General features: G+C 50.3%; 11 protein-coding genes. 9 read left to right on the forward strand and 2 right to left on the reverse strand.

Going from position 1 to position 17,086, the window contains the following annotated elements; translation table 11 throughout:
* The first annotated feature begins 398 nt into the window (after positions 1–398).
* Positions 399–3,725, forward strand: coding sequence for a T9SS type A sorting domain-containing protein (locus BLQ88_RS25635; protein ID WP_090155815.1), 3,327 nt, complete (start codon positions 399–401; stop codon positions 3,723–3,725).
* A 69-nt stretch (positions 3,726–3,794) separates the two neighbouring features.
* Here the strand turns inward: BLQ88_RS25635 and BLQ88_RS25640 are convergent, their stop codons facing one another.
* Positions 3,795–4,919: a S41 family peptidase gene (locus BLQ88_RS25640; protein WP_176885104.1), complete on the reverse strand. Its 1,125-nt coding sequence runs from the start codon at positions 4,917–4,919 to the stop codon at positions 3,795–3,797.
* 72 nt (positions 4,920–4,991) lie between these two features.
* Between BLQ88_RS25640 and BLQ88_RS25645 the strand changes: the two genes are divergently transcribed.
* The 3 genes from BLQ88_RS25645 (at position 4,992) to BLQ88_RS25655 (ending at position 10,474) form a co-directional block, all read left to right on the forward strand.
* A complete protein-coding gene (locus tag BLQ88_RS25645) occupies positions 4,992–7,094 on the forward strand; it encodes an HRDC domain-containing protein (RefSeq protein WP_090155816.1) in 2,103 nt (700 codons plus the stop codon).
* Positions 7,095–7,209: 115 nt separating this feature from the next.
* Positions 7,210–8,067, forward strand: a complete 858-nt coding sequence (locus BLQ88_RS25650; protein ID WP_229212863.1) for an alpha/beta fold hydrolase — start codon at positions 7,210–7,212, stop codon at positions 8,065–8,067.
* 274 nt (positions 8,068–8,341) lie between these two features.
* The gene (locus BLQ88_RS25655) at positions 8,342–10,474 is read left to right on the forward strand and encodes a tetratricopeptide repeat-containing sensor histidine kinase (RefSeq protein WP_176885105.1); all 2,133 of its coding nucleotides are present in this window, start codon (positions 8,342–8,344) and stop codon (positions 10,472–10,474) included.
* A gap of 188 nt (positions 10,475–10,662) precedes the next feature.
* On the opposite strand, the gene BLQ88_RS25660 is transcribed toward BLQ88_RS25655, so the two are convergent.
* Positions 10,663–11,037 carry a nuclear transport factor 2 family protein gene (locus tag BLQ88_RS25660; protein ID WP_090155820.1) on the reverse strand — a complete coding sequence of 125 codons (375 nt, stop codon included), beginning with the start codon at positions 11,035–11,037 and terminating at the stop codon, positions 10,663–10,665.
* Between the two features lie 192 nt (positions 11,038–11,229).
* Between BLQ88_RS25660 and BLQ88_RS25665 the strand changes: the two genes are divergently transcribed.
* From BLQ88_RS25665 to BLQ88_RS25685, 5 genes are all read left to right on the forward strand, one after another.
* Positions 11,230–12,300 (forward strand): TlpA disulfide reductase family protein, encoded by a 1,071-nt coding sequence (locus tag BLQ88_RS25665; RefSeq protein ID WP_090155822.1) that lies wholly within the window; start codon positions 11,230–11,232, stop codon positions 12,298–12,300.
* 94 nt (positions 12,301–12,394) lie between these two features.
* Positions 12,395–12,913, forward strand: coding sequence for an RNA polymerase sigma-70 factor (locus BLQ88_RS25670; protein WP_143016929.1), 519 nt, complete (start codon positions 12,395–12,397; stop codon positions 12,911–12,913).
* A gap of 78 nt (positions 12,914–12,991) precedes the next feature.
* Positions 12,992–13,246 (forward strand): hypothetical protein, encoded by a 255-nt coding sequence (locus tag BLQ88_RS25675; RefSeq protein ID WP_090155826.1) that lies wholly within the window; start codon positions 12,992–12,994, stop codon positions 13,244–13,246.
* A gap of 5 nt (positions 13,247–13,251) precedes the next feature.
* A complete protein-coding gene (locus BLQ88_RS25680; protein ID WP_090155828.1) occupies positions 13,252–15,624 on the forward strand; it encodes a TonB-dependent receptor in 2,373 nt (790 codons plus the stop codon).
* 18 nt (positions 15,625–15,642) lie between these two features.
* On the forward strand, positions 15,643–16,869 hold the full coding sequence (locus tag BLQ88_RS25685; RefSeq protein WP_090155830.1) for a DUF4374 domain-containing protein: 1,227 nt from the start codon (positions 15,643–15,645) through the stop codon (positions 16,867–16,869).
* The last annotated feature ends 217 nt before the right edge of the window (positions 16,870–17,086 follow it).

Below are 17,086 nucleotides of genomic sequence, written 5' to 3' on the forward strand. Positions count from 1 at the left end.
TAAAATGAATAGATTAGTACAGAATTTAGCAAAAGCAAGTCGAGAGAGAATCAGCATTGATCAATGATAGCTGGAAGATTATCAATGTTCAGGTGTACAAGTAGTGACTGAAAATACACAAGAAAATCATACATTCTTGATATCCTTAGTTTACGGAACAATGCTTGTACCGGGGATGCTGAATTTACTCTGAACCCCAGATATTCGGTCAATGCTAAATTGCCTCTTCTGAATTTTTTCAACCTGCCGAAATTCCAAACGATTACCAAATTCACAACCCGGAGTATTTGAATTCATCCGTGGATTCAAATCGATCCATAGCAAATATTTGCTATTGTGCTGCGGCACAGCTTCTTGTTGCTTTGCATATCCATTCCTGAACTTATCCAAGCATCCGCATGAAGCGACTTCTACTCACCCTTGTCATGCTGTTTTCTGTGCTCTCTGTTTACGCACAGTTTGACCCACCCTACCCGGTTTGGAAAAAACGGACCGGCAACTGGAACGACGCCACAGGCTGGTCGACCGGAACAGTACCGGGCCCCAATGCGCGGGTCGCCATCCAGGAATCCTGCGAGGTAATCCTCAGCGGCGAAGTGTTTTCCGGGGTTATTTATGTCCTCGAAGGGAGCACGCTCAACATTGGCGAAACAGGTAAGCTGCATATCAATACGGGCGGGCCCCTGGGCGCGATCAAGCTGCGCTACCACAGTAAGATCATCGTCAGCGGCAAGCTGCTCATCGGCGACCTTAGCTACGTGGACGGCGACGGAATACAGGCGGGTTTTTCCGATTTCAGGTTTGCCGATCCGGATATCGTGGTCAACGAGACCGGGCAGATTTCCATCGACAACATCGAGGGCTCCGGTATTATGTTTCTCGGGGGCTCCATTACCAACAAAGGGAAAATCGAGATCGGCAAGAATGCGCCCATAGGCCTTTCGGACAACAAAAATGTAATCAGTTTCGGGCTTTACGCAGAATGGGGAGTTACTGTCACCAACTCCGGGACCATTACCGTCGATAATGTCAAAACCAAGCCCGGCCTGCCCGTCTTCTCCGGTATGGCGGTTACCAGGCTCATCAACACGGGACAGGTGCGGATCGGCGAGCAGGCCGGCATTTCCGACAAAGGCCTGCTGGTATCCGACAGCATTTACAACGCGGGCGTCATCACCGTCGACAATGCCCAGCACGGCATGGCGGTGACGCAGATAGATAATCGCGGCCAGATCAAAATAGGACAGCTCGGCCGCATTGCAGGCCAGGGAATGTACTCGGTAGGCCCCGCCGTGCTGATCAACAAGGGAGATATTTTGGTCGACAACACCGGCTCGGACGCTATCAGGTTCGATGCCGGCAGTATCACGAATGGCAAAAACATCGTCATAGGAAGCAAAAGTGCCGTCGGAGGTTCCGGTCTCGCACTGAATAATGCGGCGGTTACCAATGAAAAAGACGGCCAGGTACAGGTGCGGAATTGCGGCAATCACCTGATCCGGATGATCGGCAAGGCCACCTTCACCAACACGGGGCTTACGGACGTCATCGGCAACGGCAATGCGCAAGCCGACGGTATCTACCTCGGCGATGCCACGTTCACCAACAATACCGACGGCCAGGTGAAGCTCGACAAGCTCAGAAAAAGCGGTATTCACCTCACCAGCGGGCATTTTGACAACCAGGGAATGCTAATGCTGATGAAAACCGATACTATTCCCGTGTTACTGCAAGCTGGATCGAGCTTTGATAATGCGGGGGTATTGGATGCGTCGGCCAGTAACGGTGTCTACGGCGGGTGTGTTGCCATTACGGAAGGATCACGTTTTGAAAACCTGCCTACCGGGAACATTACGCTCGACAGGTCCGCGACAAACACCCAATTACCAGCACTATACATACACGACGACGGGTCCAGGGGCATTAACAGGGGTACGCTCACCATCGGCAACGCCTCCAATGCGTTTGCCCACGACGCCATTCAGGTAGATGAGCACGCGTTCCTGGCCAATGAGCGCGGCGGCTTGATCAAGGTCATCAGCACGCGAAGAAGCGGGGTAAAAGTGCTCGACGACAGCGAAATGAACAATGTCGGCACAATGGAATTTTACAATGTAGGCGAATCGCCCATCTATGCGGCGCGGACGGCCAGCCTTAACAATGACGGCATTATCAAAACGGGCCTGAACCCGGCATCTTCCCGGGAAAGCATTTTTCTGCAAGACAATGTGAGATTTACGAATCAGAAACGCGGGGAGATTTACATTAACAGGGCGAACGGCGGCGGTGTCGGCCTGCTGCTGGCGACCAAAAGCGATTTCGAAAATGACGGCAAGATCGTTTGGGGCAATAATGCTGCTTTTCAGGGAGGAGCAGCGCTACGGTTAACGGACGGCTCGACTTTCCAGAACAGGCCGAACGGCATCCTGGAATTCGCGAGCGTAGACGGGGATGGGCTCGTGTCCGACGCGAACAATTCGGCAGGGACCAGCAGGTTCGTCAACGATGGTATTGTGCGGTTCGGAAATGTGACCGGGCGCGGATTTTACAATCGTGACGCTCTGTACCTTTTTCGGAACAACAGTATTTTTGAAACCATGCCGGGCGGAAAAATGAATTTGCAGGTACTGATCGGCAATTCTCCGTCGGGCAAACTGAACAATACCGACGGCACCGTGACCCTGGCATTTGCATTCGACAACCAGGGTACGGTTTCCAACGGCGGCACATTCAGCAGCCGGGCATTTACCAATGGCGGGACGGTGGTGAACAATGGTACCTGGAATGCCGCCGAAGCATTCACCAACAACAGCCGCTACCAGGGCAGTGGCCTGTTCAAAGGATCGATATTTAACAGCAAAGGCGACGTGGCACCGGGAAACAGTCCGGGCTGCATGGGCTTTGGCAACGGTTTCAATGTCCAGGGCGGCGTTCTGCGCATCGAAGTGAACGGCGAAACCGAGTGTACGCAGTTCGATCAGATCACGGTGAACGGAACGGCCCAGCTTTCGGGCAACCTGAACGTGGTTTTCGCCCCCGGCTACACCCCTGCCCGCACCTCCATCACCATCCTGAAATCCAATGCGATCAGCGGCACATTCAGTGGAAATAACCTGCCGGCGGGCTGGTCGATCGTTTACGACAAACCGGCCACGGGCGATGTGAGCCTCATGAGTCCCGCGGCACTGCCGCTGCACCTGGTGCGGTTTGCGGTACAGCGGGAAGGCAGCGCGGCAGTGGCTGCCTGGGCTACGACGGAGGAAGTGAATACCAGCCATTTCGACCTGGAAAGAAGCACGGACGGAAAGCAATTTGTAAAGATCGCGACCATCGCGGCGGCCAACGCGGCAGGTGACCACTCGTACAGCTTCACCGACTATGCGCCCGTTCCCGGCCTCTCCTACTACCGCCTCAAAATGACCGACTTGCCGACGGACGGACCGGATAACCCATTCACTTACAGCCGTATCGTCGCGTTGGATGGTAGCAAAGCCCATACTTCGATTGCCGCGATTTACCCGAATCCGGCGCAGAATGTCCTCAACCTGGAAACAGCCGGTGCGGGCCGCCAAACCATACAAATCTTTTCGCAGGCAGGACGAGCGGTAATGACTGCCAACATATCGGCTCCGGGCCTGCAAACATTAGATATTTCGGCTATTCCGGCCGGTATTTACGTGATCAAAGCGGGGAGCGGGGAGACATATAAGTTGATAAAGCAATAGCGCAATACCATTAGCTGTATTCGTTCCGATGAATGCCATGAAAGAATGGCTCGGTCATTCCCAAAACTCCTACCATTGAAGCTGTTTAACAAGCATAGGAACGTCCTTATTGCTCGGGAGCCCGCACGGAAGATCCGGCACCAGTTTATTCACTTTGCCACGTCCGGCGGGCCGCACCCATTCCTTCACCCCAAAACGTAATTCCAGCTGGGCATTGGGAAGAACAGTCGAGTACATTTCGCCGAAATGGGTGGGATGCCCGTTCTCGGGTGACTCTCCGGCTAATCGTGCCATGGCGTTATCCTGCACAAGTGTGGCGAACATAATCGCACTGGAAAATGTAGCGGGGCCGATGATCACAATCACTTTTCCTTCAAAAGGGTCGCTCACTTTCGCTGGAACGACGGTTCCGGATTGAAAGTGAAGCATTTCGCCTGGTGCGGCTTTTTGGTAATGCTCATCACTGAATCCCCATGAAGTGAGTTTGGCCAGATAGGCTTCGCTGCGTTTCCAACTCATGGAGTAACTCTTGTAGGGTTTGGGGAAGATATGCTTGATGATCATATTTCCGACTGCGGACGCCCCGCCGTCGTTACTACTCACATCAATGGCAAGCCGCGTAACGCCATCGCGACGGATAACGGCAAAAATGCTGTCGATGCAACGCTCATAGACAGGTAAATCCTTACTCCCTCTTGTCGCGAAGGAACGGGCGAAGATATAGCCAATGTCGCCCAGCCGCTGATAAGAAATGTTGGTGGCGACGCTATCGGCCCAGACCGGAGCTTTTTTCTGCGCATTCGCATTTCGAATGGATATCGCTGCATGCTCGTCGCCGAGCGGTATCAGGGCAAGGTTCACCTTTTGCCGGAAGTCGGCAACGGATAACGGCTGGCTTAGCCCGGCTTCCAGCGAATCAAAATATGCCTTGTACTTTTCCTTTGTTAATTGGGAAAATGGATTGGCATGTACGTTAAACAGTTGTTCCCGTACAAACTGAAAATCTTCCCGCATTGCTGTGGTCGAGAGAAGATTGTCCTGTGCTGATGAAAAGGTACTTATACCAAAAAGCAGAAAGAAATAGATTGGAAAGTAAAATTGAACACGAAGCATATTGGTAATTATGGAGATTTGAATGAGATATTTGCGTGATAGCAATGAAAAGATGTAACCTGAAATAAAATGTTGCTTCAAATCGCCATACGAATAGGGCCCACCTACTATTCGCCTTGGTAAAATATTGATATACAGTATTAAATAATCCGCATGACACTCGACATTCATCATCAAACTATCCTGAATTTTCTTACCCAAACCGACAAACCTATCTTTCTAACGGGAAAGGCCGGCACAGGTAAGACCACGTTTTTGCAACATATTCGTCAGAATTTGGACAAAGAAATGGTGGTCGTTGCGCCCACGGCCGTTGCTGCCATTAATGCGGGTGGCGTAACGATCCATTCCTTTTTTCAGGTACCGCTCGTCCCACTCCTACCCGGTGTAAGCGGTAAGCGGCAACCGCAGCCCGCGATCCGGTCGGTGAACCCCGAAAAGGAAAAAATGCTCAGGCGAATGCAACTGCTCATCATCGATGAGATCAGTATGGTGCGCGCAGACATCCTGGACTACATCGACGCGTTGCTTCGGCTCGTGCGGGCTTCTGCCAGACCGTTCGGAGGGGTTCAGCTCCTGATGATCGGCGATCCGTATCAGCTGCCGCCCGTTACCAACAGGGACTGGGATATTTTAAACCCGATTTACAACAGCCCTTTTTTCTTTGATAGCCTCGTTTGGGCATCGTCGGGCTTTCTGACCTTTGAACTGTCGCGCGTCTACCGCCAGAGTGACCCGGTGTTTATAGACGTCCTTAACAGCGTCAGGAATGGCGAGGTTACCGAAAGCACGCTGACGGCGCTCAACGCGCGACACATTTCGGAATCAGTTTTAGACCTCTCCGACTACGTCACCCTTTCGACCCACAATAACAAGGTGGAAGAAATTAACAAGCAACGTCTCGACGCATTGCAAACCCCGGAACACGTTTTCAGCGCGAGCATTTCCGCCGACTTTCCTTCGGAAGGATATCCGGCAGAAAAGGAGCTGATCCTGAAAGAGGGAGCCCATGTGATGTTTATCAAAAATGACAGCTCAGGAAAGAAGCAGTACTATAATGGGCGCGCGGCGCGGATCTCGCGTATCGAGAACGGGCGTGTACATGTAACGTTTTTCGATGACGGCTCTGATTTTATCGTCGTTCCGGAAATCTGGCAGAATGTGAAGTACGCTTTGTCCGAAACCGAGGGCAAGATCAGCGAATCCAGTGCCGGAACATTTACGCAATTGCCGTTGCGGCTATCCTGGGCCGTAACCATTCATAAAAGTCAGGGCCTTACCTTCGATAAGCTGGTGGTCGATGCTGGCGCTGCATTTGCGGCGGGGCAGGTTTATGTGGCGTTGAGCCGGTGCCGATCGCTGGAAGGCCTTGTGCTGCTCAGGCCCGTGACCGCGGCAAGTGTCATGGTTGCCCCGGCGGTAAAGGCCTTTATGGAGCATGCCTCGATTAATGCTAACGACATTTCAGCCGTGGATGCGTTCCGGTCCAACAGCCTTCGCGAGGCATTGATCGACTTGTTTGATTTTACCATGCTGTCGGAACATTGGGAGATGACGCTCCGGTTTATCCGCGCAAACGAGCAGCTTAGTCGCCTTGTACAGCAGCAAATCGAAGCGATATCAAAGCTCGTTCAAGCTGATTTGATAAAAGTTTCGGTCAATTTTCACAGGCAGGAATTGACTGTACTCCTGGATGATCCCGGGGTGTGGAGCATGGCATCGTTGCCTGAGCGGTTGATAAAAGCGATCGGCTATTTTTCTTCCAAACTTTATGAATGTACCTACAAAATAGACGAGCTACTTACCCAATGCGACCAGCGCAGCCTGGACCCGGACTTTCATTTAGCATCGGCACGGTTAAGGCATTACGTCAGCTTGAAAGCGGGGATCTTTTTGAGCTTGCCACAAGCCACTAACCCGGAAAGTCTTGTTTCAACTGCTGCAAAAGCCGTGAGTGAATACCGATCGAAAAAAGCTGAGCCCAAGCAAGCGACAAGTCCCAAAAAGCGGGCTGTGGTGGAAAGCGGGCTTTACGACAAACTGCTCGAATGGCGCGCCGACCTCGCTCAGCAGCGCAATGTGCAGCCGTACACGATCGTCTCCGACATTGTTTTGACACAGGTAGCGCAAAAAATGCCGAATACTTTAACACAGCTGTCACAAATCAAAAATTTTGGTCAAGCCAAGGCATCCGATTTCGGAACCGATATCATCCGCATTATTCTGGCAAATAGCGGCACTAGCCAGCTTTTTTAGAACGGGCGCAACGAGCAAGCTGGAAATACACGAATTACCGCACAATCTCCATTGACCTGCGGGTTGGCTTTCCTTTGCTTTGTTGTTTCGTCTTAAAATCGCTCTAACCAAAACTATGATGAAAGCTACCTCCGTATCTGCCATGAATGTCCGAACGCAATTTGCAGCCGGCTCAGGTAAGAAGATTGCCTACCGCTCGATCGGTGAGGGAATTACCATAATTCTTTGCAACCGGCTTCGCGGAATTCTGGATTCCTGGGACCCGGCATTTCTCGACGAGCTCGCGGAATCCTACCGGGTGATCATCTTCGATTATTCCGGAATCGGTTCTTCTGACGGCGATTTGCCCGTCAAGATTGCGGAGGTTGCGGAAGACATCGGCTTTCTCGCGTCCTACCTGAACCTGGACAAATTTATCCTGGGCGGCTGGTCCTATGGTGGAATCGTGGCGCAAACGTTCGCGACGCGTTATCCGGAAAGAGTCTCTCACCTTATCTTGCTAGGCACGAACCCGCCGGGGCAAAACGCGCATCCGTTCGAGCAGGCATTTCTGGACGCTACCATGCATGAAGTCAACGACCTTGCCGATGAAACGGTACTGTTTTTCGAGCCGGCCTCGGAATTCAGCCGTCAGGCAGCCAAAAGCTATTTTGAGCGGATCAATGCGCGGACAGTGGACCAGGATATCCCGGTGCCGAAGGAAAAATGGAACAATTACTTTGCAGGAGCCAAGGATTATGCGGCCGACGAATACGGTTCCAGGACAAAACTGGCAACGATTAACGTCCCGATTCTCGTCATTTCCGGCGACCACGATCCGGCATGCCCGATTGAGAACTGGTATGCATTGACCCGGCAAATCCCGAACCTTCAAATGATTATGCTCGGACAGACAGGCCACGGCCCGCAGAATCAGTATCCACAGCTCGTGGTGCGCTACATCGGTGATTTTGTGCAGTATGCCGAATTGTAACCTAACGTACAATAGCAACCGTTATATCCGACTTCGAAATCACGACCCGACATCGGAGAGGTGATTGAAATTTAAGCACTTAACTTATATTTGTATTTACAGCTAACAAATTTATTGAACCGAAGGTAATGACTTCGCCCGGCCTATGAACGTTCGTTTCAGTCTTCTGATATGCTTGTTGTTTTCGGTATTCCAATCTTCTGACGCGTTGTGTCAGAACCATTCATCCAAAAAGAACTTTGTTACTGCGGATTCAATCGGCTGGGTTAAGTTGATGAAGTTTGGTAACCACTTTCTTTTCAGGCCCGGGGAGACGGCTTCGGACCTCAAACAGGCCATGATCTTTGCTGAAAAAGCGAATGGTCTTGCCGAACGCCTTAACAAGCCCGCGTGGCAGGCCGACGCAAACCTGTTGTTGGCGAGAATAAATCGGGAAGCAGGACGCACCCAGGAAGCACTGCCAATGATTGAAAAAGCACTGGCGTATTACAAAAAGTCGGGCAACTTTCTGGGTGAGGGTAACGCGCTGTTAGAAAAGCGATCGCAATATCCGCTTAGCGAACAAAACTGCAAGGAAAGGATTATGATTGCGCGTCAGGCGGCTGCGGCTTTTCACAATGCCGGATCTAAGAAAGACGAAGCGGATGCTTTAAAAGAATTGGGGGATATCATGCAGTTTTGCGTTGTTGATTTACCGGAGGCTCTGACCATTTTGAAAAGGTCGCTGGCATTGTACAAAGAAGTAAACTTCAAAGAGTTGCACGGCGTGTATGATTTGATTGGATCAGTTTATTCCAATCTGGGCGCGTACGACGAGGCAATCGAATATGGCCTTTTGGCAGTAAAGACAGCAGAAGGATTAGGAGATTCCACCATGCAGTTGTGCACAATTTACGTTAGGCTGGCATTGACGTATTTCCAACAGGGCGACTACAATTTGTGTAACCACTACCATCAGAAAGCACTCAACGTTGCCATAGATCATAAAGACAACAGCACCATCGCCTACATTGTAGCGAACCTCGCCTATGCTACGGCATTTTATGAAAAAGTAGACTATCGGGCCGCAATCGACAATGCATTGGGATCGCTTGAAAAGTATGGCGGGATTGATTTGTCATCGACCATTATGTTATACTCAATTCTGGTTTTAAGTTATGATAAACTGGGCATGCATGCGATGTCGGAAGTATATCTTAAAAAGCTTCTTGATTTGAATCTGGATGATCAGTCCTTTCACAACGTGACTCAGTCTGTTCTCACTGCTGCCATCAAACACTACCTTGCCACCAGGCAATACGGGCTAGCCAGGAAATATCTGACTTCATTCATGCAGGTTGCAAAACAGACCAATAAAACGAGAGAGGTCAGCCTGGGTTACTTTTGGTCATTTCAACTGGATTCCGCCAGAGGTAATTATATTTCCGCAATCGGACATTACCAAAACTTCAAGAAAAGCCAGGATTCCTTGTATAGTGTTCAAAAGCAAAAACAAGTCGCTACGCTCAACGTCAGGTTTGACATGGAACGGAAGGACCGAGAATTGCAGATCAGAAGTCAGAACGTCAGCTTGTTGACAAAGAAATCCGCATTGCAGCAAGAGCTGTTGCAGAAAGCCCAAACGAACAGGAATATCACGGCAGCATTCCTGGGATTGAGTGTTCTTTTCCTGGGTTTACTCTTCAATCGCTATAAAACCAAACAGCGCACAAACCTTGCTATCGCCGAAAACAACCGGGTTCTTCAAAAAATGGTCAGCGAGCGGGAATGGCTGGTCCGCGAGCTGCACCACCGGGTGAAAAACAACCTGCAAACGATTATGAGTTTGCTCGAATCCCAGTCGGTATACCTTCGGGATGATGCCCTGGAAGCCATTAAGGAGAGCCAGCACCGGGTCCAGGCAATGTCGCTGATCCACCAGAAATTGTATCTGACCGATAACCTGGCCACAATCGACATGTCAAATTACATTTGGGATTTGACCGACTATTTGCTGGAAAGCTTCCCCGGACGAAGCTGTCGGCTTTCGCTGGAATTGGACCCGATTACCCTTGATGTCGGCCAGGCGATCCCGATCGGATTGATTTTAAATGAGGCGATTACCAATTCGCTCAAATATGCCTTTCCAAACGGGCGGGATGGGTCCATTAAAGTCGTGTTGAAAAAGGATGAGTACTCCTCAAAGGTTACATTGTCCATTACGGATGACGGGATCGGGATGCCGCAGGAATATATGTCGGGCAAGCCCGGTTCGATGGGACTGAAATTGATCCACGGCCTGGCCGGAGAGCTTGGCGGCAAGGTACAGCTGTCCGGTGATGCTGGTACTGAAATTACGCTGGAGTTCGACCAGCGCATTACCTTCGGACAGCCCGGCGGCCTAGAACAGGAAATGCCTATTTCCTAGGATACCGCGTTACTTCCGCCACCAAAATGACCACTCTTCCCGTCAAATTTCCATGGATAGGCCAGTGCGGTTGAATGAATTTTGCAGGGAATGGTTCACAATTAATAGAAAAGGCGGCGAGCAGAAGCAGAGAAACCGGCGGTCCATTGAACATCTGGCAGACAGTCAAAACTGGTTGAATTGGTGTATTAACTCAATACGGAACTTATGTGAGCTGTAACAATTTGCCAACTTTCGTCTCGTTTTTGCCAGACACGCGTGTAACGAAAACGGCCTCCGAAAGCTTGGTTTTGGTAGGTTCCCCGCATTTCCATCAGTGCAAGAACAACAATCACTTCTTCTGAGAGAACCTGCGTAGTTGTCTCTTGGGGTTCCATTGTCAGAATTCGCAGTAAGCCGTTTCGATGAGCAGCTATATCGTCAGTTTTATTTGATAATCGCCCGTCTGGCCCGACAACAATCGCTTGATCCGATATAATTAGTTCAAGTTCACTTACATTGCTGGCAATCATGGCCCGGAGGAGCCTTTTCTCCATTTCTAAAATCTGCTCTAACGATTCCATACGCGTTGTTTCGTTGGTTTTAACCGCAAAAATAAAGTCGAATTTCTAATGCGGTTGTCGGTATGACTTGCCAGTTAGTGTGTAAACGCGAGATTAGGTCGGTATTTTCGAGAAACAACCAATCTTTCATAAACATATACTAAGTTTAGTAAGAAGTAACTTCACTTCTCATTCAGCCCCCCCTGATTGATAATGAATAAAATTTTAACTTCAAAAAAGGCCGCGGCGTTTTTCATATTGGCCTTGCTCGTTACCAGTTGGAAAGTAGTTGCCCAAAGCTGCATTGTAAGCGGCGAGATCAGGGGCATTGGCGATACACCCATTCAATTTAGATACACACAGAATGGCGTCGACAAGGTAGATACGGTTGTCGCCAAAGGCGATCGGTTCCGTTACGTCGTCCAGAAACCTGACGACGGCATGTTCGATATATTCATTAAAAACCCGGCTTGGAGAGGCGTGTGGTACGAGGCCGGCAACCTTACCGTTTTGGGCAACATCGACAATCCTGAACAACTGGAAATCAAAGGAACAAAGGACAACGACCTGCTCACATCCTACAACCAAATCAGATGGGCTTACCGCGAAAAAGCAAAGGGCCAGTCTGCCGAAGCAATAGAAAAATTGAACGAAGAACAAAAGCTTAAGACCTGGGCATTTATGAAGGTAAACACGCCTTCCCTGACGGCCATGTACCTTTTGAGCGGGCTAACCAACGACCCGAGTCTTAAAATTGAAGACCTGGACACCGCATTCCGTGAATTTCCGCCGCAGATTCGCGAAAGTTACTATGGAAAAAAGGCTAAGGAGCGCATTGAAATCGTTAAAAACCAACCTGTAAAGGGTAAGAAAGCACCTGATTTTAAACTTGTTTCGTCGAAAGGCGATTCGGTACAATTGTCGCAATATTTGGGGAAATATGTGCTGTTGGATTTCTGGGGACATTGGTGTGGGCCGTGCATCCAGACGATGCCGCAACTGCGGGCATTTCATGAAAAGTACAGAGGCAAAGTAACCGTGATCGGTATCGCTGCCGAATGGGCAGACGACAAAGAGACCTGGCTCAAAACCATCGAAAAGCACCAGGCCAATTGGATTAATCTCACTGATTTCCGGTTTGACCGGGGAGAGGTAATGAAAACCTTTAATATCACCGAATTCCCAACCTATTTCCTCGTTGATCCAAAAGGTGTCGTCGTAGCAAGGTCAAATAATTTTCCTGCCATAGAAAAAATCGTGGCCGAGGTAAAGGCCTTTCGATAGGACCCGACTGCTTAGTCACCGAATATCTACTAGTATTTTTATTTGGAATTAATATAAATAGATTGGAACTTTGGCGGAAAACAAGCCCCGCCGAATGTTCGATACCTGTACTTGCCGCTTCACGATTGACGAACAAACATTCGAACAGGTGTACAATCAGCATTGGGAGAAGCTTTATCTGGCGGCATTATACCGGCTGCAAGACACCGACCTGGCCAAGGAGCTCGTCCAGGGAATCTTCGTCTCGTTGTGGGAACGGCGGCATACCTTAGTGATCACTGGCGAGGTGGCGCATTATCTTTCGCGCGCTTTGAAATTGAAAATTCTCGAACATTACCGTACCGAACAGCTTCACGAGCGGCACCTGGACGAACTTGCCCGGCAAACCGACGATCGGGAGAATACCACCGAAAACCACGTTTTGCTCAATGAACTGCGCAGCCGCGTGCAGCAGCTCGCGCAGGCGCTTCCGGACCAATGCAGGCGTGTGTTCGAACTTAGCCGCGTTCAGGGGCTCAACACGCGCGAAATAGCAGTCGAGATGGTCCTCTCGGAGAAAACTGTCAAGAACCATCTTACCCGCGCCCTGGCCTCTTTCAAGGCGATGCTCTAAAATTTTCAAAAAATTTCCCTCTCACACTAGGACTACCACCCGGGTTAATCAACATAGGTTTACAAACCGGTCCGGAGCATGTTTATTTCCAACGAGCTTTTACGAAAATACGCAGCCAATCAGCTAACCGCTGCTGAGCGTACCGCTGTGGAAGCATGGCTGGACAGTGGCGATCTGGACGAAGGCAATTTTTTGCGGATCGAAAACAGGGAGGAGGTAAAACGTCATTTGTTCCGGCAGATCCAGGATACGGTGCATACCAACCGGTCCCAATTCATTCGCATGAGCTGGCCATCCACACCGGAGCGTGGAACTTTAAGTCGTCAAAATTAAAAGTAATGCAAGTTAAAAAAATCTTGTTTACGGGCATATTGTGTGCCTGTTCAATGCTTGTGCATGCCCAGCGTGCCGTGATTTTCGGAACAGTGCGCTCCTCCGAAGGCGAAACACTTCCCGGCGCGACAATTTCGGTCAGGGAAACTTCCGCCGGTGCTTTCTCGGACCAGAACGGAAAGTTCCGGATCGAAAAACTACCCGCCGGCAATGTGTCGATCACCGTCACATTTATGGGTTACCAGCCCGAAACCAGGACCGTAAAACTCGGTGAAAACCACGAGCAGCGGGTCGATTTCAAACTCTCGGCCGCTGCCATGGATTTGCAGGAAGCTTCGGTGATCGGACTGAGCGAGACGCGCGAGGCCGCCAAGCTGGCTTTCAATATCACGGCCATCGATGCCAAGCAGCTGCATAATACCACTTTGGACTTGTCCAATGTGCTCGACCGTGTATCGGGCGTGCGTGTGCGGGAAACGGGCGGCGTAGGTTCCAACTTCAATTTTTCATTGAACGGTTTTACCGGCCGGCAGGTCAAGTTCTTCATCGACGGTATCCCCATGGATAATTTCGGCTCCTCGTTCCAATTGAACAATATCCCGGTAAACCTGGCCGACCGCGTCGAGATCTATAAAGGCGTGGTGCCCATCGCACTCGGCTCGGATGCACTGGGAGGGGCGGTTAATATCATTACCAATCCCAACAGACGCAACTACCTGGACGTATCTTATTCCTACGGCTCATTCAATACCCACCGCAGCGCAGTCAATACTGGCGTTACGACACAAAACGGGTTCACTTTCCAGCTGAATGCTTTCCAGAATTATTCCGACAATAATTACTGGGTAGATGTGGACGTAGTGCCGGACCTGAACACCGGCTTATCGGTACCGATGCGCGTGCGCAGGTTCCACGACAAGTACCGCAACGAAACCGTGATCGCACAGGTGGGTGTGGTCAACAAAGCATTTGCCGACAGGTTGCTGCTGGGCATTACGCTGGGTCAGAATGCGGCCGATATTCAAACAGGGAACCGCATGTACGAAGTCTATGGCCAGCGCCGGCGCAAAGGGAACATCGTGATGCCTTCGTTGAAATATGCCAAGAAAGACCTGCTCGTCAAAGGCCTTAACCTGGCTTTGAATGCGAACTTCAACCTGGGGCAAGAGCAGTCGATCGATACCGCATTCAGGCAATACAACTGGCTGGGGGAATTTATTTACAAAGAGAGCAATCCCAATACGCCCGGTGGCGAGGTGAGCCGGATGTTTTACAAGTTCCGCAACAACAACGGGCTCGTCAATGCGACGCTGAGTTATCAGTTAGGTCAAAAACATGCGCTTACGCTCAACAATACCTTCAATACTTTCAACCGGAAGGGCGAGGATGTGCTTGACCCTGAAAACCTGGATAACAAACAGCCGAAGCGGACCAGCAAGAACGTCATTGGCCTGGCCTACCGTTATGATGTGAGCTCAAAGTGGAATACTACTTTTTTTGTGAAGGAGTATATTCAGAAAAGTGTGTCCCACAACATTCTGAACAACGAATATTATGTTCAGGAAAACACCTTTTCCAAACAGGGTTACGGACTAGCCACGACTTATTTCCTGCTGCCCCAATTACAGCTGAAAGGTTCCTACGAAAAAAGCTACCGTTTGCCCGAAAATGAGGAATTGTTTGGCGACGTGGTAAACCTGGCTTCGAATTACAACCTGCGTCCGGAAAGCAGTCACAATTTCAATCTCGGCGTCAATTACACCACTACCATCAGCAAAATCCATAATTTCTATGTGGATGCTAACCTGATCTACCGCTCCGCGAGCGACTTCATCCGTCCGAGCCTGTACAGCTCTTTCGGGCGGGCAATCCAGCAGATGGTGAATTTGCGCGATGTGACCAACAGCGGGGTAGACGGCGAAATCCGGTACAGCTTCCGCAGGCTGTTTTCGGCCGGGGTCAATGTCACCTACCAGAACATACGTAATAACACCAAATTCGAGGGGCAATCCACTACGGTCAGCCCGGTGTACCGCGACCGGATTCCCAACATGCCTTACCTTTTCGGCAATGCGAATGCGTCCGTGTTCTTCAAGAATGTCGGCGGCGAAGGCAACACGCTCACGATCGGCTACAACCTGCTTTATGTGCATGAATTTTACCTGCGCTGGCCAAGCCAGGGAGCCGCCGGCAGTAAGCTGACAGTCCCCGAGCAGGTCGCCCATGACGCCAGTGTCGTGTATTCGCTGGCAGGTGGGAAGTACAACATCGCCGTAGAATGCCGCAACATTGCCGACGCTACGCTTTACGACAATTTCAGCTTGCAGAAACCCAGCAGGTCGTTCAATGTGAAGCTTCGGTACTTTTTAGTCAAATAATCAAATCTCAATTATATAATGAAAAAAAACAGGTTAGTACTCAGCATGCTGGGTCTGGGGATGCTTGCGCTTGCTTCGTGCTCGGACGATAACAACAACGAGCCGGCACCCGGGCCGGGTAATGGTGCGAAATCCAAATACGTTTTTGTAGCTTATTCAGTGGGTTCGGAAGGGGTTGAATCTGCTCCTTATATTATTTCGGCCGATTCGGTGACGGGTGGCAAAGTAGGTCTTTCCAATGGGATCGAAACCGATGCCTATTCCTTTGTCACACAGGACAATAAGCTTTTCGCAGCTGTATGGGGCGGACAGGGGCCGGTAACACCGTATAACCTGGATGCAAACGGGAAGATTGTGCAGGCTGGAAATACCGTGAATGCCGTTGTTGCGGCGATCTATGGCGCCGTGGGAACCGACTCCTGGGTAGGCGGAGGTTTCAATGGCGATAAGCAGGACCCGATGGCCACGCTTTTCCGCTTTGACGCTAAAAACCTGATTCTCGGCGGACGCAATACGATCGATATGAATAAGCTGGCCGTTGGCGATGAGTGGCCTACCTGGTATGGCGTGTTCCCGGTAGACCAGGACAAGCTGTTCATCCCTTACGATATGTTCCCGCTGGACCAAACCCAGACGCAAACCAAATACACCGACAGCACCTGGATCATGGTTGCGACTTATCCTGGATTGCAATTCAAGAAAATCATCCGTGACGGGCGCACAGGAACAATTGGAAGCTGGTTTGGAATGCATGGTTTGAAGCAGATCGAAGACGGTGACGTGTATGCATATTCCACGGCTGTAAGGTCAAAAAATCCTTCGGCGGTGGTGCGGATCAAGAAAGGCACCGAGGAGTTCGACCAAAGCTATTTCTTCAACCTGGAAGCTAAAACGGGTGGTCTGAAAGTTTCACGCGGCGACTATATCAGCAATGGGAAATTCCTGATGTCGTTCTTTATCAATGCGAAAGAGGTTACCGAATGGGCCGGCCGCACCAAGCTTGCCATTGTGGACGTCAAAAACCAGACGATTACCTGGGTGACCGGCGTGCCTGAACATGCTCAGATGGGCTACAAGCAGAAAACTTTCGTGGAAGAGGATGGTAACACGATCCGCTATGTGCTGAAAGACGACGCGGGTAAGCATTTCGTCTATACGATCAATGCTACCACGGCGGTCGGTACCAAAGGGTTGGAGTTTGAAAACATCTCCGACATCACAACGATTTCAAAACTTACATTCTAGAATTTAAAGAAGAACGGCGCCCGATGCAGGTTGTGCTTACAGGTCACGGCCTGCATCGGGATTTACAGGATAGGTGCTGATACTGACAAAACTATGAATTGGCTTTTCGCCTGATTTCCGGCAACATCAAACTGCGAATGCCCGGAATGCGCCGATGTCCACCGACTTGGCGCATTCCGGGCATTCTTCATAAAAATTATTATGTAACTGAAATTCG

It is taken from the genome of Dyadobacter soli (assembly GCF_900101885.1).
Classification (GTDB): domain Bacteria; phylum Bacteroidota; class Bacteroidia; order Cytophagales; family Spirosomataceae; genus Dyadobacter; species Dyadobacter soli.